Source organism: Gordonia sp. ABKF26 (assembly GCF_041103195.1).
Lineage (GTDB): Bacteria > Actinomycetota > Actinomycetes > Mycobacteriales > Mycobacteriaceae > Gordonia > Gordonia terrae.
This window is the reverse complement of record NZ_JBGCVZ010000003.1, coordinates 146,175-170,834: the sequence shown is the minus strand read 5'-3', so window position 1 is coordinate 170,834 and position 24,660 is coordinate 146,175. Positions and strand designations below refer to the sequence as shown.

At 68.5% G+C, this 24,660-nt stretch carries 24 protein-coding genes and 1 pseudogene; 13 read left to right on the top strand and 12 right to left on the bottom strand.

Annotated elements, in window-relative coordinates; translation table 11 throughout:
• Positions 1-38: 38 nt before the first annotated feature.
• Positions 39-1,112: a winged helix DNA-binding domain-containing protein gene (locus tag AB4Z55_RS01280; RefSeq protein ID WP_369518965.1), complete on the top strand. Its 1,074-nt coding sequence runs from the start codon at positions 39-41 to the stop codon at positions 1,110-1,112.
• Positions 1,113-1,150: 38 nt separating this feature from the next.
• Here AB4Z55_RS01280 and AB4Z55_RS01275 read toward each other — a convergent pair whose 3' ends face one another.
• Complete coding sequence (locus tag AB4Z55_RS01275) at positions 1,151-1,900, bottom strand: VOC family protein (RefSeq protein ID WP_354561628.1); 750 nt, start codon at positions 1,898-1,900, stop codon at positions 1,151-1,153.
• A gap of 96 nt (positions 1,901-1,996) precedes the next feature.
• Here AB4Z55_RS01275 and AB4Z55_RS01270 point away from each other — a divergent pair, with 96 nt between their 5' ends.
• The 5 genes from AB4Z55_RS01270 (at position 1,997) to AB4Z55_RS01250 (ending at position 6,417) form a co-directional block, all read left to right on the top strand.
• Positions 1,997-2,860 (top strand): S49 family peptidase, encoded by an 864-nt coding sequence (locus tag AB4Z55_RS01270; RefSeq protein WP_354561627.1) that lies wholly within the window; start codon positions 1,997-1,999, stop codon positions 2,858-2,860.
• Positions 2,861-3,255: 395 nt separating this feature from the next.
• Entirely contained in the window at positions 3,256-3,606 is a 351-nt protein-coding gene (locus tag AB4Z55_RS01265) for a rhodanese-like domain-containing protein (protein ID WP_033204771.1), read from the top strand.
• Positions 3,607-3,833: 227 nt separating this feature from the next.
• On the top strand, positions 3,834-4,631 hold the full coding sequence (locus tag AB4Z55_RS01260; RefSeq protein WP_369518964.1) for a DUF4328 domain-containing protein: 798 nt from the start codon (positions 3,834-3,836) through the stop codon (positions 4,629-4,631).
• Positions 4,628-5,437, top strand: coding sequence for a glycerophosphodiester phosphodiesterase family protein (locus AB4Z55_RS01255; RefSeq protein WP_064569901.1), 810 nt, complete (start codon positions 4,628-4,630; stop codon positions 5,435-5,437). Before AB4Z55_RS01260 ends, AB4Z55_RS01255 begins: the two co-directional genes overlap by 4 nt.
• Positions 5,438-5,493: 56 nt before the next feature.
• A complete protein-coding gene (locus AB4Z55_RS01250) occupies positions 5,494-6,417 on the top strand; it encodes a DUF5926 family protein (protein ID WP_369518963.1) in 924 nt (307 codons plus the stop codon).
• A 324-nt stretch (positions 6,418-6,741) separates the two neighbouring features.
• Here the strand turns inward: AB4Z55_RS01250 and AB4Z55_RS01245 are convergent, their stop codons facing one another.
• On the bottom strand, positions 6,742-7,278 hold the full coding sequence (locus AB4Z55_RS01245; protein WP_033204722.1) for a ferritin: 537 nt from the start codon (positions 7,276-7,278) through the stop codon (positions 6,742-6,744).
• Positions 7,279-7,363: 85 nt separating this feature from the next.
• Complete coding sequence (locus AB4Z55_RS01240) at positions 7,364-8,596, bottom strand: LCP family protein (RefSeq protein WP_369520965.1); 1,233 nt, start codon at positions 8,594-8,596, stop codon at positions 7,364-7,366.
• A 289-nt stretch (positions 8,597-8,885) separates the two neighbouring features.
• Here AB4Z55_RS01240 and AB4Z55_RS01235 point away from each other — a divergent pair, with 289 nt between their 5' ends.
• Entirely contained in the window at positions 8,886-10,289 is a 1,404-nt protein-coding gene (locus tag AB4Z55_RS01235) for an APC family permease (protein ID WP_101821829.1), read from the top strand.
• A 159-nt stretch (positions 10,290-10,448) separates the two neighbouring features.
• On the opposite strand, the gene AB4Z55_RS01230 is transcribed toward AB4Z55_RS01235, so the two are convergent.
• The 3 genes from AB4Z55_RS01230 to AB4Z55_RS01220 form a co-directional block, all read right to left on the bottom strand.
• On the bottom strand, positions 10,449-11,696 hold the full coding sequence (locus AB4Z55_RS01230; RefSeq protein ID WP_369518962.1) for an oxygenase MpaB family protein: 1,248 nt from the start codon (positions 11,694-11,696) through the stop codon (positions 10,449-10,451).
• 163 nt (positions 11,697-11,859) lie between these two features.
• A complete protein-coding gene (locus AB4Z55_RS01225) occupies positions 11,860-12,657 on the bottom strand; it encodes a CPBP family intramembrane glutamic endopeptidase (RefSeq protein ID WP_369518961.1) in 798 nt (265 codons plus the stop codon).
• Between the two features lie 70 nt (positions 12,658-12,727).
• Positions 12,728-13,480, bottom strand: coding sequence for a DUF2470 domain-containing protein (locus AB4Z55_RS01220; RefSeq protein ID WP_101821835.1), 753 nt, complete (start codon positions 13,478-13,480; stop codon positions 12,728-12,730).
• A 157-nt stretch (positions 13,481-13,637) separates the two neighbouring features.
• Between AB4Z55_RS01220 and pheA the strand changes: the two genes are divergently transcribed.
• Positions 13,638-14,609: a prephenate dehydratase gene (gene pheA, locus AB4Z55_RS01215; protein WP_369518960.1), complete on the top strand. Its 972-nt coding sequence runs from the start codon at positions 13,638-13,640 to the stop codon at positions 14,607-14,609.
• Positions 14,609-15,268, top strand: a complete 660-nt coding sequence (locus tag AB4Z55_RS01210; protein ID WP_004021407.1) for a histidine phosphatase family protein — start codon at positions 14,609-14,611, stop codon at positions 15,266-15,268. The genes pheA and AB4Z55_RS01210 overlap by 1 nt, the downstream gene beginning before the upstream one ends.
• A gap of 151 nt (positions 15,269-15,419) precedes the next feature.
• Here the strand turns inward: AB4Z55_RS01210 and AB4Z55_RS01205 are convergent, their stop codons facing one another.
• From AB4Z55_RS01205 to AB4Z55_RS01190, 4 genes are all read right to left on the bottom strand, one after another.
• The gene (locus AB4Z55_RS01205; protein WP_004021406.1) at positions 15,420-15,920 is read right to left on the bottom strand and encodes a hemerythrin domain-containing protein; all 501 of its coding nucleotides are present in this window, start codon (positions 15,918-15,920) and stop codon (positions 15,420-15,422) included.
• A gap of 95 nt (positions 15,921-16,015) precedes the next feature.
• Positions 16,016-16,366 carry a metallopeptidase family protein gene (locus AB4Z55_RS01200; protein WP_004021405.1) on the bottom strand — a complete coding sequence of 117 codons (351 nt, stop codon included), beginning with the start codon at positions 16,364-16,366 and terminating at the stop codon, positions 16,016-16,018.
• 4 nt (positions 16,367-16,370) lie between these two features.
• Entirely contained in the window at positions 16,371-17,528 is a 1,158-nt protein-coding gene (locus tag AB4Z55_RS01195; RefSeq protein WP_004021404.1) for a septum formation family protein, read from the bottom strand.
• A gap of 109 nt (positions 17,529-17,637) precedes the next feature.
• The gene (locus tag AB4Z55_RS01190; protein ID WP_369518959.1) at positions 17,638-18,381 is read right to left on the bottom strand and encodes a PaaX family transcriptional regulator C-terminal domain-containing protein; all 744 of its coding nucleotides are present in this window, start codon (positions 18,379-18,381) and stop codon (positions 17,638-17,640) included.
• A 123-nt stretch (positions 18,382-18,504) separates the two neighbouring features.
• On the opposite strand from AB4Z55_RS01190, the gene AB4Z55_RS01185 reads away from it, so the two are divergent.
• Together AB4Z55_RS01185 and AB4Z55_RS01180 are read left to right on the top strand one after the other, a co-directional pair.
• A complete protein-coding gene (locus tag AB4Z55_RS01185; RefSeq protein WP_369518958.1) occupies positions 18,505-20,154 on the top strand; it encodes an acyl-CoA dehydrogenase family protein in 1,650 nt (549 codons plus the stop codon).
• Positions 20,147-21,166, top strand: coding sequence for a crotonase/enoyl-CoA hydratase family protein (locus tag AB4Z55_RS01180; protein WP_369518957.1), 1,020 nt, complete (start codon positions 20,147-20,149; stop codon positions 21,164-21,166). The genes AB4Z55_RS01185 and AB4Z55_RS01180 overlap by 8 nt, the downstream gene beginning before the upstream one ends.
• A 216-nt stretch (positions 21,167-21,382) precedes the next feature.
• Here AB4Z55_RS01180 and AB4Z55_RS01175 read toward each other — a convergent pair.
• Positions 21,383-21,490: pseudogene (locus tag AB4Z55_RS01175) on the bottom strand (IS110 family transposase); the annotation flags it as partial.
• Positions 21,491-21,837: 347 nt separating this feature from the next.
• On the opposite strand from AB4Z55_RS01175, the gene AB4Z55_RS01170 reads away from it, so the two are divergent.
• Entirely contained in the window at positions 21,838-23,082 is a 1,245-nt protein-coding gene (locus AB4Z55_RS01170; protein WP_369518956.1) for a DUF222 domain-containing protein, read from the top strand.
• Positions 23,083-23,177: 95 nt separating this feature from the next.
• Here AB4Z55_RS01170 and AB4Z55_RS01165 read toward each other — a convergent pair whose 3' ends face one another.
• Positions 23,178-24,149, bottom strand: a complete 972-nt coding sequence (locus AB4Z55_RS01165; RefSeq protein WP_369518955.1) for a cation diffusion facilitator family transporter — start codon at positions 24,147-24,149, stop codon at positions 23,178-23,180.
• Positions 24,150-24,230: 81 nt separating this feature from the next.
• Between AB4Z55_RS01165 and AB4Z55_RS01160 the strand changes: the two genes are divergently transcribed.
• Positions 24,231-24,644: an ankyrin repeat domain-containing protein gene (locus tag AB4Z55_RS01160; RefSeq protein ID WP_101822490.1), complete on the top strand. Its 414-nt coding sequence runs from the start codon at positions 24,231-24,233 to the stop codon at positions 24,642-24,644.
• The last annotated feature ends 16 nt before the right edge of the window (positions 24,645-24,660 follow it).

Genomic DNA, 24,660 nt, shown 5'->3' with positions numbered 1-24,660 from the left:
GGCCGAGACGACCGCCCTTCATCTCGACGAGACCTGCGGTGACCGAACGGATCTCGCTGCGGCAATGGAACCGCACCCTCTTGCAGCGCCAGCACCTGCTCACTCGTGTGGCCGAGGATGCGATCGAGGTACTCGACCGCTGCGTCGGGCTGCAGTCCCAGGACCCGCGTGCCGCTTTCTTCGGACTGTGGTCGCGCATCGAGGATTTCGACCCGCTCGAGCTGGAAGATCTGCTCACCGACCGCGAGGTCGTGCGGATGGCGTTGCTGCGGTCGACGATCTTCCTGATCGACGCCGAGGACGCACGCTGGATTCGTCCGCTCGCCGATCCGACGCTGCGCCGCGAGCTGACCGACATCCACGCGCGGAAACTGGCCGGGGCCGATCCGGCGCAGGTTCTGGCGTCGGCCGCGGAGATCCTCGCGGGCCGCGAACTCGCCGGCGCCGAACTCGGGAGAGAACTGGCCGCCCGCCACCCCGCCGAGAACCCGTCGACACTCACCACGATCGCCCGGTGCGGTCTGCCGCTGGTCCAGGTTCCGCCGCGCGGCCTGTGGCGGGGCCGGGGCGGGCCCACCTACCGCCTGTTCGACGAGTGGGTGGGTCCCGGCGAACCGGCCGTCGTGGACGACGACGCCCGCGCCGACCTGATCAGGCTGTATCTACGCGGGTTCGGTCCGGCGACCGTCAAGGCCATCCAGACCTGGTCCGGGCTCACCAGGTTGCGGCCCATCATCGAGAAGCTCGAAGCCGATTGGGAGCTCGTCCGACTCGCCGGGCCGAACGGCGAGGTGCTCTACGACCTCGACGGCCTCGCGCTCGCCGACGCGGATGCGCCGGCACCGGTCCGGCTGATCGCCCCGTTCGATCATGTGATCGGCGCGCAGGCCGACCGGATCCGGATCGCCGAGCCGGAGATGTTCCGCCGCACGGTGACCGCCAACGGCCGGTCGCCCGGATTCGTGCTCATCGACGGATTTTTGGCCGGCACATGGTCTCTCGACGCCGACGAGCTCCCGGTGGTGGACTTCCTGCGCCCGGTGTCCGCCGCCGAACGACACGACGTCGACGCCGAGGTCGACCGGCTCCGCGAGTTCACGACCGGCACCTGAGGGTGAGGCGGTGCGCGCCGGCAGTTCCGGTTCGCGACTCAATCTCCGGTGCGGGGGTTCCGCGAGGTGATGCAGTAGGTGCGGCCGACCGGATCCGCCATCGTCGTCCACTGCGGATACTTCTCGATCGCGCGGGCGCCCCAGTCCTCGTGCCGAGCCACCTCGTCGGCGACCGAGTTGGTGGCGATGTCGAGATGGGCGGTCGCCGGTCCGCTGTCCGACGACCCTTCTTGCTTGCGTTGCAACAGGATTCCGAGGGTCACCGCCGGGTCGCGATGCAGCGCGATCAGCTCGGGCCGGCTCCGCGGTGTGGTGGCCCAGCCGGTGAGCCGTGTCCAGAACCCGACCTCGGCGTCGAAGGCGTCGGCGGGGATGTCGATGCACAGCTGGTCGATGATGCTGATCGCGTCACCGGGCCATCGAATGGGGCGCGATCGTTTCGACTCGCCCTCCCAGGGCACGAGGCAGAACACGAACCCGGCCGGCGATCGGAGCGTGAGGTGGGTGCCGGCGTCGTGGACGAGGATGGCCCCGAGCGCGAGTGCCTCCGCGGTGGCGGTGTGCGGGTCGTCGGTGTGGATGTCGAGGTGGACTCCGCCCGGACCGTCATCGATGCGCTGGACCCGTAGGTGCGGGTCGCCGTAGAACGGTTCCAGCGACGCGAACTCACGATGCTCGCCCCGTGGCGGGGAGACAGTACTGCCCGAGATCGCGCGCCAGAAGGTCACCTCGCTGCCGAACACGTCGGCGGGGAAATCGAGGAATGCGCTGAGCCACCGCACCTGCACCCGGCAGATTCTACGGTGCGTCCGCCGGCGCCGGGTGCCCCGGCGCATGCGAACGGGAGACGGACGCTGTCCGTACACGTCGTTACACTCGGGCAGATGACTGTCGGACCGCTGGGGGCGGTGGGGAAGAAGTTCTCGAAGGCGCGGACCGAGCAGGTCGCCGTGGTTCGTCTCGACGGCCCGATCGGCATCACCGGGATGGGCAAGCACGGCGTCAACACCGAGTCCGTCGAACCGGTCCTCAAGAAGGCCTTCGCCACGGAGCGTCTGCGGGCCGTCGTGGTGGTCGTCAATTCGCCCGGCGGTTCGCCGGCACAGTCGGAGTACATCGCCGAACGCATCCGCCAGCTCTCCGCGGAGAAGGGGGTGCCGGTCCTCGCGTTCTGTGAGGACGTCGCGGCCTCCGGCGGCTACTGGATCGCGTGCGCGGCCGACGAGATCTTCGCCGCCCACACCTCCATCGTGGGCTCGATCGGCGTCGTGTCGTCGGGGTTCGGTTTCTCGGCCCTGCTCGACCGGTTCGGTGTCCAACGCCGGCTGTACACGACGGGTGAGAACAAGGCGCGGCTCGACACGTTCTCTCCCGAGCAGGCCGAGGACGTCGAATGGCTCAAGGGTCTGCAGGGGCAGTTGCACGAGGCGTTCATCGCGTGGGTCCGTCAGCGGCGCGGCAAGAAGCTGACGGCGTCCGACGACGAACTGTTCAACGGTGACGTCTGGATCGGGAGCCGGGCCGCGGAGCTCGGTGTCGTGGACGGTATCGGCGTGATGCGGTCGGTTGTGGCCGAGCGATATCCGGATGCCGAGATCACCGTCGTCGAGACACCGAAGCCGCTGTTGATGCGACTGGTCGGGAGTCAGACCTCGGTCGCCGGGTTTGCGGAGAGTGTGACGACCGGAGTTCTGGCGGCATTCGACCGTGCTCCGTCGTTGCGGACGTCGCTCATGCACCGGGACTGAAAACCGTCGGCGGGGGCCATCGCACTGTTCTTCTTGTGCATTGTCCCCAAGTTATCCACAGGTGTTGTTCACTGAAGTGGAATTTCAGGTCGCCCCGGCCCATTCACTGACGTGAATTTCCTACGCGCACATTCGATCAATCAAGTGACCGCTGTCACAAGTAGATCGGCTGTGGCCTGCGTTTTTCCACAATTCCACAGTCTCATCCCCAACTAGACGGTCAGTCTGTGAGCGGGGGGACAAACGTCCAGAACATGCATGTGGATAAAATTATGCAGGTCGTCATAACGGCAGTTCGACGCTTGCCGGAGGCTGACGGAGGCGCCGCGCAGGCCTCGTCGTGGACAGGTGACGTCGCGCCCGGCCGTCTCTGTGCCACCATGGAAAACGTGACCATGGGCGACATCACTCAGGTGCCGGTGACCGAACTTCCGGACGACTTCACCGGGCGGGCCGACGCGGTCATGCTCGATGTCCGTGAGGACGACGAATGGGCCTCCGGCCACATCCGGGGAGCGGTGCACATCCCGCTGGCCGAGGTCCCGGGCCGACTCGACGAACTCGACCCCGATCACGATCTGTACGTGGTCTGCCATTCCAGCGGCCGGTCCATGCGTGTCCTGCAGTATCTCGCCCAGGTCGGCTACGACGGAATCTGCGTCCGCGGCGGCATGCTCGCCTGGCAAGAACACGGCAAGCCCGTGGAGATCGGCGACCCGCGACCCGAGGGCGACGCCGGCCGATGATCGACCTCTGCCCGCGGTGCCGAATCCAGGCGCCGCATCGTCCCGGACGCGAACACTGTCCCCGGTGTGGCGGTCCGCTGAGCGTCGTCGACGACGCCGCGCGTGCCCTGGCGGCGCGACGAGAGTCCTCGGTGCGTCCCTCGGGCCCCGGACACCCGGGCCCCCGGCATCCGGGCCCGACTTCGGCGCCCGCCGGGCGTCTGTACCGCAGTCGCAACGTGCGATGGGTGGCCCGCCGCCCACCCGAGGCCGTACCGGCCCGCCGCGGCCCCGTAGGCCGGCGTGGTCCGCGACTCATCCCTCGCTACGTCTACGTACCCACGTGGGGTCTGCACGACGAACCGACGCCGGCCGACGCCGCGCACCAGAAGCTCGACGATTCCCGCTCCCGACTGGGGCTCGCGCTGCTGCTCGCGGGTTCTGCGCTGACCGCGTCCGCGCTCGTCCATCTCGTCCGCTACATCCTGCTGGTCGTCAACCGCGACCGTCCGCTGCCCGAGTTCCTCATCATCGCCTCGAACTGGCTCACCGTCTTCGTCGGGGTCGTCGCCTTCCTCGGATTCGTGTTGGCGACACTCGCTTTCATGCGGTGGGTGCTGGAGCTGCGCGCCGACACCTATGCGTCGGCGGGCCTGCTCGACCCGCGCCGGCCCGGTTGGGTCGCGGCATTGTCCGGGCTGCCACTGGTCAACCTGATCGGCGCCCCGCTCGTGCTGCAGGAGGTCGCCGCGCACCGTGTCGGCCAGGACCCGTCACTCGACGCCGACCTCGTGGGCCGCCGACTCCGCAAGTTGTGGGTCGCCTGGATTCTGGTCAACGTGGCGGCCGGGGCGGCGATCGTCGCCCGGCTCATCGCCTGGCGCTCGGACTCGCTGCAGACCGGGGCGAACGCGCTGGCGATGGTCATCGTCAGCACGGCGATCTCTGCAGCGTTCGCCTTCTGGATGGCGCGCCGGGTGCGGACACTGTTCGGAGCCGCCGCGGCGGCCCCGGTCCCGACGAGACGGTGGGTGGCGGTCGGATGAACTCAGGGGTGAACGTGGGCGCGGCCGAGAAGGTCTCGCGTTCGGGAAAGCCGGCGGTGGTGGCGCACCGCGGGGCGTCGGGTGACTGCCCGGAGCACACCCTCGCCGCCTACGAACTCGCCCTCGCACAGGGCGCGGACGGACTCGAATGCGACGTCCGGCTGACCGCCGACCACGAACTCGTCTGCGTGCACGACCGAACCGTCGACCGCACGTCCGACGGCTCGGGCATCGTCAGCGAGATGACCCTCGCCGAACTGCGCGAACTCGACTTCGGCAGCTGGCACGCGTCGGGTGGGCCGGCATCGATCCTGACACTGCGGGAGCTGCTGACGCTCACCCTGGACTGGCGTCGTCCCGTCCGGTTGTTCATCGAGACCAAGCACCCGGTTCGTTTCGGCAGTCTCGTCGAGCAGAAACTCCTCGAGATGCTGCACGAGTTCGGGGTGGCGACTCCGCCGTCGGCCGATCACAGCCGCGCCGTGGTCATCTCGTTCTCCTCGGCGGGGGTCTGGCGGATACGACGCCACGCACCCATGCTGCCGACGATCCTGCTCGGCGACACCGCTCGGGTTCTCGGCGGCGGTGCCGCCACAGCGGTGGGAGCGACCGGCATCGGGCCGTCGGTGATGACCTTGCGGCAATATCCCGAGATCGTCGACCGCGCCGCGGCAGCCGGTCGGGTCACCTATTGCTGGACCGTCGACGAGCAGGTCGACGTCCAGCTCTGCGCCGACCTCGGTGTGCGGTGGCTGGCCACCAACCATCCGGCGAAGGTCCGCGACTGGCTGGTCACCGTCGACTGACCGCTGCGCGTACGAGGCTGTCGGGCGTCGCGGTGGGGGCGTGAGAGAGTGGACCGATGGGCAAGAAGAGCAAACGGGGCAGTGGACCACGTCCGGGAAGCAATCGAGCCGAGCGCGTGGCGGCACGGAAGGCACGGCAGGCGGCAGCTCTGGCGCCGCCGCCCCGGCCGTTTGCCGGGTTCGCGTCCGAGTGCGACTTCGTCGCGCTGCGGACCTTCGTCGCCTCGGCGACCGCGCGACTGGAACTCAACGAACCGGCCGGATCGCGCAACGACGTCTCCATCGTGACGATCCTGCCCGGTGCCGTGCCCGCTCTCGCGCGCGAGGTCGACGGTGCCACAGAGGGATTCGTGGGTCTGCAGACCGACCCGGACCGGACGGCGCTGGCCGTCGAACTGGCTGCGGCCATCGCATGGTCCGCGCATGCCGAGGCCGGCAGTGAATTCGACCTCGACGCCGCCGACGAGGCCCCGACGCTCGACGAGGTCGTGAACACCGACGCCGTCCTGGACATCACGGTCCACCAGGACTTCGCCTGGTGGTTCGTGGAGGGCACCGACGTCCCCGCCGAGATCACGGCGATGTTCGAGCGCGCCAACGACTCCGTGCTGCCGACGGCGCGACTGGTGGTCGACAGCGGCGCGAGTGCGCCCTGGTGGGTCGACGCCGGAGAGCGTGCCCACCTGCGCTGGATTCGGCCCGAGCCGGAAGATGATCTGATGTCGGCGATGGCGCGGCTCCACGCCGCCGGACGGCTGACGATCGGCGAGGGGTCGCGCTTCGCCGGGTCGTTCCGCACCCATGGGCTGCTCGTCCCGGTCTTCGACCTCGACAACGAGATGCACCACGAGGAGTGGTACGCCGGTCTGAATCAGTTCGACCAGTGGCTCGGCGAGGCGCTCGCCGACACGTCGCCGCTCACGATCGAACAGCGCAGCTCGCGGGACGGCATCCGCGGTCGACAGGTGACCCTGCGCTGATCGCCGCGCCCCCTGCTAGCTGATCCGAGAGAACCACACAAGCTCCGGTCCCTGAGGTGCGGGGAGAGTAAGCGTCGGCCACTCCTGCTCCCTGAGGTGCGGGGAGAGCAAGCGTCGGCCACTCCTGCTCCCTGAGGTGCGAGGAGAGCAAGCGGCCGGCCACCCCCTGCTCCCTGAGGTGCGAGGAGAGCAAGCGGCCGGCCACCCCCTGCTCCCTGAGGTGCGAGGAGCGATAGCGACGAGCCACGAAGGGCATGGCGAGGCAGCCACCATACCCTCGTGGCTCGCTTCGCTCGCATCTCAGGGAGCCAGAACGCTTCGGCGTCAGATGTTCCCGCCGGCCGCGGGGGGTGCGGTGGCGTCGGAAGTCTTGTCGCCGTTGAACTCTCGTTCGACGAAGTTCTCGAGGTCGAAGAGATTGCCGTTGCAGCGCTCGGCGATGGTCTGCAGGGTCGTCATGGTCGCGACCTCTTCGACCTGCTCCTTGAGGAACCACTGCACGAACTGCTCACCCAGGTAGTCGCCGGTGTCGCGGGCCGACTTGGCGAGGTCGACGACCTGCTGGGTGACCGTCTTCTCCTGTGCGAGAGCGAGATCGATGGGCGCGCGGTAGTCCTCGAAGCGGTTGTTGGGCGCCGGGATGCCGGGGATCTCGACCTCCATGTCCCGGTCGAGGAAGTACTGCACGATCATCATCGCGTGATTGCGCTCCTCGACTGCCTGGCGGTAGAAGAGCTTCGCGAGCTGCGGCATGTCGTGGTTGTCGAAGTAGGTGGCGACCGCGATGTACTGCTGAGAAGCGTAGAACTCGTTGCTGATCTGGTCGTGCAGCAGTTGGTGGAATTTCGTGTGTTCGGTCATGTGGCCCATCGTAGGGCCGAAAAATGGCTCTCACCAGCAAGTTCAGGCTAACTAAGGCAAGTCTCGCCTGCGTTTGGGAACCCTTCTACGACGGCCCGCCGGCGTCGACGAGAAGGTCGTCGGGGATGGGTTGACCTGCACGGAGGAGTGCGAAGAACTCCTCGGTCTGTTCGTTGACCGGTAGTGCGAGTCCCTCATCGGTGAAGGTGCTCTCGCCGGCGGGTGTGGTCGTGGTGATGGGGTCCCGAAGAGCGAACATGAGCGACGCGAGGTTCCAGATGTGATCTCGCTCATCGACTGTGAGCGCATCGATGGCGCCGCCGATGAAGCCGAAGAGCCGGAACGGATTCAGCAGCACCGTCGGACTTGTTGCGCGAGAGACCAGTGCCGCGAGGAACTTCCGCTGATTGACGACTCGCTCGAGGTCGGCGCGGGGGAATGCGCGGGTGCGCACCAGACCCAGCGCCTGGCGGCCGTCGAGGCGGTGGCAGCCCTTCGCAAGCCGCAGTCCGGCTTTCGGGTCGTTGAGAGGCTGGTCGATACACATGTCGACGCCGCCGACCGCGTCGACCAGGGTGTCGAACCCGCCGAAGCCGATCTCGGCGTAGTGGTCGATGTGGATTCCGGTGAGGTTCTCCACGGTCTGCACGAGCAGCGCCGGACCGCCGATGCTGAACGAGGCGTTGATCTTCAGACTGCCCTGGCCCGGGACCTCCACGTACAGGTCGCGCGGGATGCTCACCACGATCGCCTTGCCGCCGCCGGGTGGGTTGTGGACGAGCATGATCGTGTCGGTGCGGGATCCGTCGGCGTCACCGGTCGCGAGTGCCCGGCGTTGTTCCTCGGTGAGATCGGAGCGCGAGTCGGTGCCGACGATGAGCCAGTTGGTGCCGGGGGTGTCCGACGGGCGTCCGGCATAGGCCCGTAGCGCGTCGATGCGGTCGAGTCTGGAGTCGTAGTAGAACAGCAGTCCGACGGACCCGAGGACGACGACGAGCAGCAGGATCAGCAGGACCTTGCCGATGCGGACCGCGCGGCGGCCGCCGCGTCGGGGACGGGGCGACGTGGTCGGGCGCGGGGGCGCGGGTGGGGGACCGGCGGATCGGTCACGGCTCCGACGGTCCGCGGGTGACGGCCGACGGCCGCGGGAGCGATCGTCCGGGATCGGCTCGGGTTTCTGGGTGGGGGCATACCCGCCCGGGCACGGTTGCCCCGACGGGGAGGGCCGGTCGGCCGGGGCGGGATGCGGCGGACGGCCGCCGGCACCGGGCGCCGGGGCGCGGCGCGGATCGGGTCCGCGTGCGGGGATCCGCGGCATGGCCTGCGGATGAGCGGACGGGCCGACGGCGCCGGGAGGTGGGCGATGGCCCTGGCCGGGCGGTGGTCCCGGGCGCAGCGGCGGGCCCGCTGGCCGCCCGGGCGGCATCGGTGGCCCGGGGCGACCTCGCCGGAGGATCGGCGGGTCCTGCTCGTTCATCCCATCAAATGTACGCATGGGCGGCCGTGAGGGATGTCGGTCGGTTGGTGTGTGAGGTGGCGTCGACGCCTCCGGGGAGTGATTCGTCACCGAGGTCTCGATCCGGCCCGAACGGGGTACAGGACTCGCCATGACCGACAAACATGTCGCCGAAGCGGGCGACTCCGAGGAGACCGGGACCGGCGCCGGGGCCGACGGTGGGCACACCCCGCTGCGGCGGGCCATCACCGGCAAGTTGCTGTTCCTGTTCATCCTGGGCGATGTCCTCGGCGCGGGTATCTACGCGCTCGTGGGCGAGGTCGCCGGTGAGGTCGGCGGCGCGATCTGGGTCCCGCTGGCGCTGGCCCTGGCGCTGGCGATGCTGACCGCGGCGTCGTATGCCGAACTCGTCACCAAGTACCCGCGGGCCGGCGGCGCCGCGGTGTTCGCGCGGCATGCGTACCGCCATCCGCTCGTCTCGTTCCTGGTCGGGTTCTGCATGCTGGCCGCCGGGGTGACGAGCGCCGCCGGACTCGCGCTCGCCTTCGCGGGCGACTACTTGCAGGTCTTCCTCGACGTTCCGACCACCGTGGCGGCTCTGGTGTTCCTGCTCGCGGTCGCGGCGCTCAACGCCCGCGGGATCAGAGAGTCCCTGAGCGCGAACGTGGTGATGACCGTCGTGGAGGTCTCCGGGCTCGTCCTCGTCGTCGTGCTGGCCGGCATCGTCCTCGGTCGTGGTGACGGAGAGCCGCAGCGGGTGCTGGAGTTCACCGACGAGACCACACCGGCGCTGGCCGTTCTCGGTGCGGCATTGCTCGCCTACTACTCGTTCGTCGGCTTCGAGACCTCGGCCAACATGGCCGAAGAGGTCCGTGACGTGCGGCGGGTGTATCCGAAGGCGCTGTTCGGTGCACTGCTCACGGCCGGCGTCGTGTACGTGCTCGTCGGCCTCGCGGTGTCGGTGGTCGCACCACCCGAGCGGCTGGTGGAGTCGTCGGGGCCGCTGCTGGAGGTCGTCTCGATCGCCGACGTCGGGATACCCGACCAGCTGTTCTCCCTGATCGCGCTGATCGCCGTCGCGAACGGCGCGCTGCTCACGATGATCATGGCGTCGCGCCTGACCTTCGGCATGGCACGGGACGGGCTGCTCCCGGGTGCACTGGCAAAGGTGCTGCCCGGTCGTCGCACGCCGTGGACGGCGATCGTGGCCACGACCGCGGTCGCAATGATCCTCTCGGCGACGGGCACGGTCGCGGCGCTCGCCGAGACGGTGGTGCTCCTGCTGCTGTTCGTCTTCGTCAGCACCAACGTCGCCGTGCTCGTGCTGCGCCGCGATCGCACGGACACCGACCACTTTCGGACCCCGACGATCGTTCCGATACTCGCGGTGGTCTCCTGCATCGTGCTGATGACACAGCAGAGCGCGTCGACATGGCTGCGCGCAGGCATCCTGATCGTCGTCGGACTCGTGCTCTATCTGCTCGCGCGGGTCACCGGGTCGGGTGGACGGCCGGTCGCCGAGGATGGTCGCGATGACGCCGAGCGCCTCACCTGACGCGGATGTTGCTCGCGCGGTAGTCGTAGCCGTCTTGACCGGGGAATCAGTATGATCTCGAGCCCGGAATCCGGGCACAACATCATCCGGATCCGGTGCCATCGGCTCCCGGGTCCCGGACCGCGTCACGACGGCGCAGCGACAACCCTGATGCGGCGATCAGCGCTCCGCGAGTGACCCGATCTCCGGTGCGTCGGGGCCGAAGTGGCGGAAGAGGGCACGACGCCGTGCGCGAGCGCCGGTCCATTCCAGATAGCGCGGGCCGACCGGCGTCCGCGCGATGACCTGGTAGGTGAGCGTGTTGCGCACCCAGGCGAGACCGAAGGCCCAGGGCAGGGCGGGACGCAGGCCGAGGTCGCGCATACCGCGTACCCCCAGGAAGCCCTGCAGCATGCTGACCAGGCGCGCTCGGGTGTAGCGCGCGGCCACGCGGGGGAAGCGTCGGTAGTGCAGGCGGTTCTGGGCGTCGACGATCGCGGTGGTGAGGGCCGCACCGGCGTCGGTCACGTCGTGTTGCGTCAGCAGGACCGCGTAACTCAGCTGATGCTGGTCGCGTTCGGAGTCGAAGAGCCAGTCGTCGTCGACGCCGATCAGCCACCCGACGTACTTCCACAGATGCATGAGGGCGCGGGAGTCGTCGCGGCTCACGGGGACCCCGAGCGCACGGACGCCCATCATCAAGGCGCCGCTGAAGAGGTTGAGGGTGGCGGCGAGATCGGACTGGTTGATCGGCAGACCCCACTGGTCGATGTCCCAGCGACCGTTGTGTTCGTACCTCTCGTTGACCAGGGCATGCATCAGGCGCACGTGGACGGTGAGCCGCCAGCCCTCGCCGTCGCGTGCCATGCCACCCGGCTCGCCGACCGCGATGGCCCAGGTCTGTGTCTCACCGAGGCGTCGGATGACGGTGTTCCCGGTGAGTCCGCCCGTCGCGACCAGCAGGTCGGCGGGCCCGCCGAAGCGGTAGCCGCCGATCAGGGAGAGCTGCAGCAGGACATCGTTCGCGTTCTGGCCGAAGCGCCGGTAGACAGCGGCGCCGCGGTCGCAGAGGTCGGGATCGACCCAGTCGGGCGTGTTCTCGACCAGCGCGAAGAAGTCACGAAGCGCGACCGGGGCGTCGGACGGCATGTCGCCGGCGAGCGCCTGCTCGAACTGGCGCATCGTCACCCGGCCGTCCACACCTCGGGGCAGGCGCATGGCCCGGACCAGCGTCGCGGCGGGTTCGTCCCGTGTGCGCAACCGGCGTCCGAGCTGCGCGAGCTCGTCGTCATCGGGTTCGCGAAGGTGGTTGTAGACCTTCAGGAGTTTGCCGATGCGTCGGCCGCGGGACTCGGCGGCCCGATGCCGTCGCGGGAAGGGGAGGCTCGCCGGCTCGGTGGCCGGGCCGGGCGGCACATCGACAGTCATGAGACGAATTTAGCGAATCATCTCACCGTGTTCAACGGTGCTGGGGTAGGGCGCACAGTCGACGGAAACGGACGCACGGTCGACGAAAACGGACGCACAGTCAACGGCGATGGACGCACGGTCGACGAAAACGGGGGCACAGTCGACGGGTGTCTGGGGCCGCTCACCCGACCCAGGACAGGTGGTCCCGGAGCAGCCCGTATCCGACGAAGGCGACCACGTCGATGACCGCATGGGCGATGACGAGAGGCCACACGCGACCGCTGACTTGATAGAAGCGGCCGTAGACGAGGCCCATGACCAGGTTGCCGACGCCGGCACCGAAGCCCTGGTACAGGTGATAACCGCCGCGGAGGATCGCGCTGGCGGCGAGCGACGCGCCGTCGGACGCCCCGAGCTGACGCAGCCGGGTGATGAAGTACGCGACCACGACGATCTCCTCGGCGGCGGCATTGCCGATCGCGATCAGCACGAGAACCGGCCACTCCCACCAGGTGTCGGCCTGACTGGGTACGAGACTCGCGTTCAGACCGAGGGCGCGCGCCACGGCGACCAGCGCCAGCCCGGGCAGACCGATCACGGCGGCGAGGACGAGTCCGGCGGGGACGTCGCGGCGTGGCGCCCACCGCCCCAGGCCGACGCGTGAGAGCCCGATTCCGCTGCGCCACAACAGGTATACGCCCAGGGTCGCGATGGCGAACAGGCGGAGCCCGCTCATGATCTGCCGGACGGCGTCGATGACGCCGAGGTCGGACCGGCTGGGATTGAGTGCGACGGTCGTCTCGCCGATGCCGCCGGCGAGTTGCGCCTCGAGCAGAGCGAGGGCGGCCGACAGGGCCGAGAATGCGAACGTCAGGGTCCCGACGATGACCAGCTCGACGATGATGCCGCGTCGCTCGATGCGGTCGGTGACGACCGGGATGCCGTGCGGGGACGGCTTCAGGTACTCGCGCAAGGCCATGCGGGTCAGCCTAGGGCCCCGCGACCGGTGGCGATGATGTGGAACAGCGCGGTGGTTCGCGAGACGCGGGTCAGTCGGGAATCGAGTTCAGGAACGGACAGCCCGCGAGGTTGCGCAGTGCGCGGGACAGCTCGAACACGTCGGAGACGGGACGGGCGAAGGGGAGTCGGACGTCGGAGTCGCCCTCGAGTCCCTCGATCCGGAAGCGGATGCCGAAGCGGTCGAGGCCGAGTGGCCGCACGCGCCCGGTGCGGAGATCGGCGGGTAGCTTTCGGACCAGTTGTCCGACGATGTCGGCGTGGTCGGTGTCGAGGTGTTCGAGCCAGCTGCCCTCGTGCTCCCAGAACGGGTCGGGGTCGGCGTCGGCGAGTTCGCCGGCCGACACCGAGGCCGCACCGGCCGACGAGGCGATCACCGCGGTGTCGATCTGCAGTCGCAGCATCGATGCGCCGTGTCCGATGTCGAGCAGTCCGTCGTCGGGGTGTTCGGTCGCGATCTCGATGGCCAGGTCGCGCTCCAGATCCCGGGGGACCTCGTGCAGGGTGCCGTTCAGCCAGATCACCGAACGCACCCGTTCGCGCAGGTCGATGGGTGCCCAGTCGGTCACTTCGAGCATGGCGGGCACGCCCTCGGCCTCGTCGACCGCCTGCATGGCGTCGCCGGCGGACGGGACGAGGACGAACGCCTGGGACTCGAAGAGGTGGACGACGTCGATCGGGGTGGCGTCGGCACCCTCGACGGCCAGGATGGCGGAACCGACCCGACGACAGGCCGTTTGGATCATCTCGGCATCCGTCGGGCGGTCGGTCGTCGTTCTCGTCATGACAGTCTCTCCGGTCGGCGTCGCGTGACGGGGTCGTTGAAAGGTAACCCTAACCTAAATTCCCGGACCGCATGCGTCAATGGTTTCGGCACTGATGCGTCGATGTCGAGACACATGCCGGCGAACGGTCCCACCGGCCGGCTTCCACTAGTCTCGTGTGGTGCCTGTGATCGCCTACTTCGGCCCGCCCGGAACCTTCACCGAAATGGCACTCGACGCGGTCCTCGCCGCACATCACGACGACACCGCCGGCCTCGGCCTGTCCGGCGAGATCGAGCGTGTCGCCGCGTCGAGTCCCGCCGCGACCATCGCCATGGTCCGCAGCGGTGATGCCGAGTACGGCTGCGTGCCGATCGAGAGCTCGCTCGAGGGTTCGGTGCCCGCGACGATGGACGCGCTGGTGCCGTCTACGAGCGACGCCGCCATCGGGCGCGTGCAGGCTTTCGCCGAGACCGTGCTGGACATCTCGTTTGCGATCGCCGCGGTCACGCCGCTGCCCCCGGACGAGGTCCGCACCATCGCCGCCTATCCCGTTGCGTCCGCGCAGGTGCGTCGTCGGGTGGGTGAGCTTTTCCCGAATGCCCAGTTCGTGATCTCGAGCTCCAATGCCGCTGCCGCGCAGGACGTCGCGGCGGGCAGGGCGGATGCCGCGGTCACGACCGGACTCGCGGCGAGCCTGTCCGGGCTGGTGGTGCTCGCCGACGGTGTCGCCGACGCGCGGGACGCGACCACGCGGTTCCTTCTGCTCGGTCGGCCCGGGGTCCCGTTGCCCCGCACCGGCGCCGACCGGACGTCGGTCATCCTCGACCTGTCGAACGAGCCGGGCAGCCTGATGGCGGCGATGAACGAATTCGCCTCGCGCGGAATCGACCTCACCCGTATCGAATCGCGCCCACAGCGCGACGAGGCACAGGGGCGCAGCATCGCCGGACGGTACCGGTTCTTCCTCGACGCCGTCGGCCACATCGACGACGCCGCCGTCGCCGAAGCGCTTGCCGCCCTGCATCGCCGGTGTGAGCGCGTGGTGTTCCTCGGGGCGTGGCCCGCGGTGCGCACCACCGGCGCCACGCCGCCCGATCACACCGAGTCGCTCGCCTGGGTCGACTCGATGCGCCGAGGAGGCAACTGATGGCGCGCCTGCACCTGGTCCGCCACGGCGAGACCACCTCGAACGTCATGCGGCGCCTCGACACCGCCCTGCCCGGTGCCGCACTCACCGATTTCGGTGCGCGGCAGGGAGTTCGGTTCGGCCTGGAGAACGCTCCGGAACACCACGCGGTGTTGCTCAGTTCGCGTGCACTCCGCGCACGCCAGACCGCCGAACTCATCGGCTCGGTGTGGGACGTGGAGACCGCGCCGATCGACGGTGTGCACGAGGTGCAGGCCGGCGATCTGGAGGATCGCACCGACCGCGAGTCCTATGAGGTCTTCCAGGACATCATGCACCGCTGGCACGACGGCGATCTCGACGCACGCATCCCGGGCGGCGAATCCCTGGCGATGGTCTACGACCGGTACCTGCCGACGGTCGAGGACCTGGCCGACATGTACCTCACCGGACCGGACCAGCGCGATGTGTTCCTGGTGAGTCACGGTGCGGCCATTCGCCTGGTCGCCGCACGGCTGGCCGGGATCGACTCCCGGTTCGCCGCGGCAACCCACCTGGGCAACACCGGTTCCATCGAACTGGAGTACTCCGACGGGCTGTGGGTGTGCCGGCGATGGGGTGCCGCGACGGCCCCGTTCGAGGTGGTCGACGAGCCGCTCGTCGACGAACCGATGGGCTGAGGGCGTCACCCCGTTCCCTGAGGAGCGAGCTTGCGAGCGTCTCCCCGCTCCCTGAGGAGCGAGCTTGCGAGCGTCACTCCGTTCCCTGAGGAGCGAGCTTGCGAGCGTCACCCTGTTCCCTGAGGAGCGAGCTTGCGAGCGTCTCGAAGGGCTACTTGATGATGGCGTCGACCGTCTTCTTCAGGGCCGAGGGTTGCGAGGGCCGGCGCGGAGCCTTCTCCCGGCGGCGCAGCATCTCCTCACCGATCTCGCGCAGTTCCTTGCGGCTCAATGCGTCTCGGACCTTCGGGAACCATTCGTCCTCTTCCTCCTCGATGTGGTGCTCGACGTTCTCGATGAGGACGGTGGTCTTGGCGTCGAACCGCTCGGCGTCCGGCGAGAGGGCGGCCAGCTCGACGACGAGGACGTCGGCGACGTGGTGCTCCTCGTAGGACTCGAGGATGTCGTCCTCGAGGTCGGGCACGCGCTTGCGGATCTCCGGGTACATCACCTCGTTCTCGATGTACGTGTGCACGGTGAGGGCCTCGATGATCTTGTCGACGATCTTGCCCTTGGTCTTGACGGCGTTGTCGCCCTGCGACTTGAAGTCGCGGAACAGTTTGCGGATCTCTTTGTGCTCATCCCGGAGGATGACGATGGCGTCTGAGGACATGGACGTACTCCTGAGATAGAGGGCTGCTCGATCTGCTACCCCTCGTACCTCGTTCCGTCGCAGGTCAAACATCGAACCCGGTGGACGCGGCGCCACTACCCCCAGCCGTTGGCGTGCAGCCAGTCGTCGTCGATGCCGAAGTGGTGCGCGATCTCGTGGACGACGGTGACCGCGACCTCGTGCACGACCTCCTCCCGCGAGTGACACATCGCGAGGATGGGATCGCGGTAGATGGTGATGGTGTCCGGCAGAAAACCGCCGTAGTCGCTGGTCCGCATCGTCAGTGCCACACCGTGATACAGACCGAGGATGCCCGGCTCCTCGGGGTTGGACGGCTCGACGAGGATGACCACGTTGTTCATCGCGTCGGTCAGATCGGTCGGGATGGTGTCCAGGGCATCGGAGACCAGCCCGTCGAACTCGTCGTCGGACATCGGAACGGGCATCGGCTCAGCCCGCCGGGGCCGGGGCTTCGTCGGGGTTGGGCGCGATCCCCGGTGGAAGCGGCACCGGGGTGGGTAGAGCACGCCCCGGAGGAGCCTCCGGAGGCGCGACCGGTGCCCGCCCGTTGATCAGCAGGGCGCCGCCCTTGGCGTCGCCGACGAGGGTCGCGAACCCGCCGCGCTTGTCGGGGAGGCCCAGGTAGCACACCACCTTGCGGCTGCCGGCGAGCCAGCTCGGCTCGCTGAGTACCGACCACTGGACATTGAGCGTGGTCGCGTCGAGCGGCTTGCGCCCGCCGGCGAACCGTTCGGCCTGGACCGGACAGATCGACCCGAGGTAACCGTTCTGTGCACCGGTCGGCGGCCACGGCTTGTTCGACATCCGGTCACCGAAACGGACCGACAGATCGACGATCCCGGTCGTCTGGAAGGCGTGGGGCTCAGCGCAGTTCACCGCGAAGCCGGTCGGGGCGCGGGTCTCGGTGTCGATACCGACGCACGTTCCCTCGGGCCAGACGTAGGACTGGTTCTGATCGGCCACCCGGCCGGAGAACTGGACCGGCGCACCGTCGGCGCCGTTCTCCTGGACCCCGCAGCGCAACTGACGCGCGCCCTTGTCCCACTGCGCCTGTGAGGGGTACATCATGCCGACCGCGAAGCGGCCCTGCGGGTCGAGGCGCCCGTCGAGATACTGGTCCACCATCACCGGGCACTGCTCGTCGCGGATCGCGGCGAACCGCTCGGCACCCGGCCAGAGAGCGTCCTCGCCGAACTCGGCGCCGGGGATCAAGGCGGTGTCGATGGCGCCCGCGACCTCGAAGCGGTGCTTCTGCTCGCACGGTACGTCGACCGGCTGCCCGGGGTTCCCGGCCGGCCAATCGAGGCAGTCGCCCGCCACCGACTTGGTGAAGGCGTTCTCGATGAGCCGTTCGCCTTCGCCGATGTTGCTGCCGCCGACGCTGCCGCTGTCGTCGAAGACCCCCGTCGCGAAGGCGATCCCGCCCGCCACGATCGCGCCGACGACGATCGCGCCGAGGATCACGAAGACCGGATTGCGGGCGAAGTTGCCTGGTCGGCGGGCTCCACCGGCCGGTCGGCCGGATGCGGGCGCGGTGGGCGCGTCGGCATCGGCGGGGCGGCTGCGGTCGGGGTCGGGGGCGTTCATCGGGATCCATCATGCCTAACGGACCCGACCGGGCACACCCTCGTGCTCGGATGCTCCGACGCAGCCACGCCCAGGATGGACGCCGGCGCGCGGTCTGGTGCCTGTTCGGTCACCCGCGGTCGGGCGCCAGGTGTCGTGCGGCGAGTCCGGTGAGTTCGTTGCGGAACTCCTCGTACGCGTCGCGGAGACGATCGCTCGGCCACGGCTCCGGTAGTAGTTCGCCGGGCAGGAGCGGGTCGCGCAGGATGTGGCGCACGATGGCTGCGGCGATCTCGAAGCGGTTTGCGATGCCGGGCGCCGCCGCGAGCGCGTCGAGCAACTCATCGGCCGACGATGCCCAGGCCGACGGTGTGAAAAGGCGGGAAGCCAGGTCCGTCGACGCCTCCTCGGGAGCTGCACGGAAGAGGTTCAGGCGTCGGCGCAGGTCCGGGGAGAACTCGAGGTCGAGATTGGCCGGACGCGCCCACACGCCCTCCCGGATCTCGCCGAGTCGTGCTTTCTGCAGTGTGTCGCGCAGGAGCGCACGTTCGGTCGAACTCTCGGAACCGACGGTCACGACGGCGAGATCCCACATCCCGTCCCAGTCGCGCCGCGCCGGATGCAGTGCGTGGTCCTGTCGTTGCTGTCGTTCGAGGAGCCGCGGCGAGAGCCGGCAGCGACCGTTCGTGCGTTCCAGATCTCCCGCGGCGACCAGTCGCGTGAGGGCCACGCGGACGGTCGATTCGCGCAGACCGAGGTCGGTGGCCATCGCCAGGATCCCGGCGATCGACGCATCGGGCGAATCGAGTCCGAGCAGCGCACTGAGAATGACCGAACGCGCCGTGAGCTTGGGAATCTCCACGCGTCCGGGCACGCGGTCGATGCTATCGGCCGACTCGTCGCACGTCGCCACACGCGGATATTACTGAACTATAGCGAGCGCGTAAGAAGTGTAATACGGTGGATGGCGACCCCGATCAGGAAGGTGGGTCAGGCCATGACCACCCATGTCGTCACCAATCAGGTCCCCGAACTCGTCGACTTCGACGCCGCTGACACCCCGGCCATCGCCGAGGCGGTCCACCGCGCGGGCGCCGACCACATGCTCGAGGAGTTGCACCGGATCGGCCGGCTGGCCGGGGGCGCCGAGGCGCTCGGTTGGGGCGATCTCGCCGAGTCCCACCCCCCGGAGCTGCGGACCCACGACCGGTACGGCAACCGGGTGGACGAGGTCGTGTACGACCCCGCCTACCACCACCTCATGCGGACGGGCATCGGCCTCGGCCTCGCCGGAACCGCGTGGTCGAACCCGAGCCCGACAGCGCATTTCGAGCGAGCCGTGAAGTCGAGCGTGTGGGGACAGGTTGACGCCGGACACGGATGTCCGATGTCGATGACCTACGGGGTGGTGCCTGCCCTGCGCGCCAACGCCGAGCTCGCTGAACTCTATGAACCGCTTCTGGTCTCGACGACGTATGAGCCCGGGCTCCGGAGCCCGCTGTCGAAGGCGGGACTGACGGCCGGGATGTCGATGACGGAGAAGCAGGGCGGGTCCGATGTCCGCGCGAACACGACGACCGCAGTCGCGCAGTCGGATGGCTCGTATCGCATCACCGGGCACAAGTGGTTCACCTCCGCGCCGATGTGCGATGTGTTCTTGGTGCTGGCACAAGCGCCGGGAGGTCTGTCGTGCTTCTTCGTCCCGCGGGTGCTTCCCGACGGGACGCGCAACACCTTCCAGCTGCAGCGGCTGAAAGCCAAGTTGGGCAACCACTCCAACGCGAGCAGTGAAGTGGAGTACGACGACACCGTCGGATGGCTCGTCGGTGATGAGGGCCGCGGCGTGGCGACGATCATCGAGATGGTCAACATGACCCGCCTGGACTGCACCCTCGGGTCGGCGACCGGCATGCGGGTCGGCGTCGCCCAGGCCGCCCACCACGCCACCCACCGTCGGGCCTTCGGTGCCGCGCTCGTCGATCAGCCGTTGATGCGCAACGTCCTCGCCGATCTGGCGATCGAGTCGGAAGGCGCGACGATGGTGGCGCTGTGGCTCGCGGAGCTGACCGACCGGGCCGTCGCGGGCGACCAACGGGCCGACGCCCTACGACGGATCTCGCTCGCGGTCAGCAAGTACCACGTGTGCAAGCGGGCGCCGATCCATGCCGCGGAGTCGCTGGAGTGCCTGGGCGGCAACGGATATGTGGAGGAGTCTCGGATGCCTAGGCTCTACCGGGAGGCCCCGCTCATGTCGATCTGGGAGGGGTCGGGCAACGTCGCCGCCCTGGACGTGCTGCGGGCGATGGTCAAACAACCGGACACGGTGACCGCGTTTCTCGACGAGATCGACAGCGCGGCAGGGGCCGACCGCCGCCTCGACGCCGCTGGGGCCGACCTGCGGAGCGAGTTCGATGACCTCGATGCGATGCAGTACCGAGCCCGCCGGGTGGTCGGCCGCATGGCCCAGCTCCTGCAGGCCTCCCTGTTGGTGCGCAACGGGCACCCGGCCGTCGCCGATGCGTTCGTCGTGAGCCGCCTCGGCAACGACCGGGGTGATGTGTTCGGCACGTTGCCGACGGGGGTCGACACGGCGTCCATCATCGAACGCGTGATCCCGAAGACGGTGCAGGAGAACACACATGGTTGAGTCGAGCGGCTCGCGCCCGGCCGCGTGGCGCGACGATCTGCGCCACGGTGAGGACTCGTTGTTCGCCGGACGCGCGGAACGCGAGCCGGACATCGACTACCGCACGCTCACCTACGAAGTCACCGGCCGGATCGCCCGCATCACGTTCGATCGGCCCGAGCAGGGCAACGCGATCACCGTCGACACCCCGGTCGAACTGTCGCATGCGGTGGAACGCGCCGACCTCGACCCCGGTGTCCACGTGATCGTCGTATCCGGGCGGGGCAAGGGTTTCTGCGGCGGATACGACCTGTCGATCTTCGCGGAGAACGGTGGCGACCCGTCGCAGGCTGTCGATCCCCGGTCGGGCACCGTCCTCGATCCCGTTGTGCAGGCGCGCAATCACGACCCGGGCCGGACCTGGGACCCCATGATCGACTACGCGATGATGAGCAGATTCAACCGCGGTTTCGCCAGCCTGCTCCACGCGAACAAGCCGACGGTCGCGAAGTTGCACGGATTCGCGGTCGCCGGCGGCACGGACATCGCGCTCTACGCCGACCAGATCATCTGCGCCGACGACACCAAGATCGGCTATCCGCCCACCCGGGTGTGGGGAATTCCCGCGGCCGGTATGTGGGCACACCGTCTCGGCGATCAGCGCGCCAAACGGCTGCTGTTCACCGGTGACTGCCTGTCGGGCCGGCAGGCGCACGAGTGGGGACTGGCCGTCGAGGCCCCGCCGGCCGAGGACCTCGACGCCCGCACCGAGGATCTCCTCGAGCGGATCGCGCGGATGCCGGTCAATCAGCTCGTGATGGCCAAGCTGGCACTCAACAGCGCGCTCCTCGCCCAAGGGGTCGCCAATTCGGGAATGATCAGCACGGTCTTTGACGGGATCTCCCGCCACACCCGCGAGGGATACGCCTTCCAGCAACGTGCCGCGACCGCGGGTTTCCGGGAGGCGGTCCGCGAGCGCGACGAGGTCAACGGGGACTGGAAGCGGGCCCAATTCCGTTCGCCGTCTGAGTGATTCGCTGGTCCCTGACCCGAGTGCAGCGCCCCCATCTGCTCCCTATCCGAGAGCAGCGACCCTCTCTGCTCTTCCTGATCCGAAAGCAGCGACTCTCTCTGCTCTTCCTGATCCGAAAGCAGCGACTCTCTCTGCTCTTCCTGATCCGAAAGCAGCGACCCCCCTCTGCTCCCTGAGGTGCGAGGAGCGATAGCGACGAGCCTCGAAGGGTCTGGGACCGGCGGTCGTTGTAGGTAGGGCCATGGATTCGAGTTCGCGGCCGACGTCATCGACGGCGACAAAGGTGTGGGTGCGCTTGTGAACATCAGCACCGATGACGATCATGGATCTTGCCTTCCTGTCACAGGGTGGGCGGACAGTCGGGCCGGTCGGTGGTGGAGGGGCGCTGCCACGCTCCTATCAAGTCACGCCGGCCGGTCCGGCACACCAGTTGCCGGCACGATGAGGCAACACCAACCCCGCAGGGGTGACAGGGAGAAGTAGAGCCACACTTGGTGGACGACACCCGATCACCATTCCCCCGTGTGACTGATGGGGTTTCTGTTCACCACAGTTCACCACGGTTCACCGCTGGGGCGTGAGTGACATCGATTGTGGCGCAGTCGAAATCGAGAACAAGACGGTTGTGGATAAATCTCGTCGTCGAACGTTTTGGCGAGTACCTTGGTGTCATGCCCTCGATCACCGAGCTCCGCGACACCCTCATCGGTCTGACTCCACCGCCCGACGACGGGACCGGTCGCGCGGTGCTCGACCGACTCGACGAACTACGGGTATTGCGCAACGTTCTCGATCACCAGATCGCTGTACACGTAGCCCTTTTGGACGCTTCTGGCTGGGCGGCGCGTGCCGGCACCACCACGCGTAACTCGTTGATCGACATGGGGATGCCGCCGGCGGTCGCCTACCGTGGTATGCGGATCGCCGCGGGGCTGGCGTCGTTGCCGAAGGTCGCTGACTGGGCCGCCGAGGGATATCTGTCCGTCGAGTGTGTCGATGCGGTTGTCCGCGGTCTCGCCTCCATCGACAAACGTTCAGCCGCTCGGCTTTCCGACGACGACCGGCAGCTGTTCGAGACCGAGTTGCTCACCCAGGCGTTCTCCGGTGCCACACCCGCCGAGATCGACACCCACGCCCGCTCGATCGCCATGCGTGTCGCCGAGGAGAACCCGGACGCGGTTCCGGCCGCCGATGACGCATCACTGAACACCGTGCACACTCGGGTGACCGAGGAGGGCCGAGTCGCCATCACCGGCGATGTGACGGCGGTGATCGGGGAGAAGTTCCTGTCGATGATCGACGAACGATCCGGTCCGCGACCCGAACCCGACGGCGCCGAGGATCGACGCAGTGTCGGGGAACGTCGCGCCGACGGGCTGGAGTTGCTGCTGGATCAGGCGGCGATAGGCGCGGCGATGACCGCCGCGGGAGCCCCGCGTACGCAGGTGCTGGTCACCATTCCCGCCGATGGTCTCGATCCGGCACGCCTGCCGTGGGTGGGTGCGGTCACGGCATCGACGGCCAGGCGGTTGTCGTGTGACGGCGCGGTGGCCGAGATCGTCCTCGACGCCGAGGGCGTCCCGTTACGAATGGGAACCACCAAACGACTGTTCCCGCACCATCTGCGCCAGGCGATCATCGTCCGCGACGTGGGCTGTGTGAAATGTGGTGCCCCCGCTGCACATACGCAGGTGCATCACATCGTGCACTGGGCTGACGGCGGTCCCACCGATCTCGACAACGGATGCCTGCTCTGCCAACGCTGTCATACCCAGGTCCATCACCACAGTTGGCAGGTGGTGATGGGACCCGACCGGCACCCGTGGTTGATCCCACCGGCCGACATCGACCCCCGACGCTCACCCCGCCCCGCCTACAACCGGCGCACCATGCGACTCGACGACGCACTCGTGTAACCGTCCCGCGCACCAGACCCTCCGGCGTCGACCCTGACGCCACACGACCTTTGACAACTCCACAGTGGAAAAGGGCCCGCCCGCGCCCGGTGGGATCAGGGGGCGTCGGGCACGAGGTCGACATCCCCGGGCGCGGACAGGGTCAGCACCGCTTCGGTGATCCGTGGGTCGCGCTCCAGCTCGTTCTCCAGTTCGCGCAGGGCGACCGCCACCGAGGATTCTGCGTCGTCGCCCGCGAAATCGACTGCGGCGACCAGGAACAGCTGAACGGGTCCGGTGTACTCGACGTGTAGGTAGGTCACCCGATCGATGTTGCTGTGCGCCAGCAGGTCTCGGAGGACTCGGCGCTGAACGGCGTCGTCCACTGCCTGTCCGAGCAGGAACCGGCGGTTCTGGTTGATCAGGACGATCGCGACGATCCCGAGCAGCACACCGACCAGGATGGAACCGATCGCGTCGTAGGTGGACGACCCGGTGACCTGGTGTAGGAGTACGCCGACGAAGGCGATCGCCAGACCGATGAGTGCGGCCGCGTCCTCGGCGAAGACCGCACGCAGCGTCGGGTCCGAGGTGCGGAACACCTGCCGGAGCAGGCCGATCCGGCGCTTGACGGCGCCGCGCTTGGCCTGCTGGTACGACCGCACGAACGAGATTCCCTCGAGCACCGCGGCGACCGCCAGGACCGCGTAGGCGATGCCGTAATCCGTGGCCGGTTCGGGCGACAGGAGTTCGGAGATCCCGTGCTGCACCGACACCGCCGCGCCGACCGCGAACAGTCCGAACGCGGCGAACATCGACCAGATGTACGCTTCGCGCCCATAGCCCTGCGGATGGGTGGAGTCCCGCGGGCGATGCGCACGACGTTCCGCGACCAGCAACAGGATCTCGTTCCCGGTATCGGCCCACGAGTGCGCGGCTTCGGCGACGAGCGATGCGGACCCGGTGATCATCGCCGCACCCGTCTTGGCGACCGCGATCAGCAGGTTCGACACGAAGGCGATGACGACCGTCAGGAAACTCTCGCTGGGGCCGCCGGATTCGTGCTGCGCTTCGGGAGGAGGAGACACTGCGGTCAGTCTCGCACACGGCGGGGTGCCACCGGTTCCATCCTGGCGGAGATGCCGGGCGGCGCGCCTACACTCGCGGGAGTGGCAGCCCACCCCGATGATCGACCGGCTTCCGGTGCCCCCGGTCCCGACGTCGTCGAACTGGCCACCCGGCTGTTCGACATGGCACGATCCGGCGACGCCGAGACGCTGGGCAGTTACCTCGATGCCGGCGTCCCGGCCGATCTGCGCAACCAGTCCGGTGACTCGTTGCTCATGCTCGCGGCCTATCACGGGCACGCGTCGACGGTGTCGACCCTTCTCGCCCGCGGTGCCGACGCCGACCTCGCCAACGACAAGGGTCAGACGCCGCTGGCAGGTGCAGTCTTCAAAGGCTTCGACGACGTCGTGCGCGTGCTGGTCGACGCCGGGGCCGATCCCTACGGCGGAACCCCGGACGCCGACGCCGCCGCGTCCATGTTCGGTCGTGACGACCTGCGTCGACTGTGGACCTGACCTGTCGGCGCGGGCC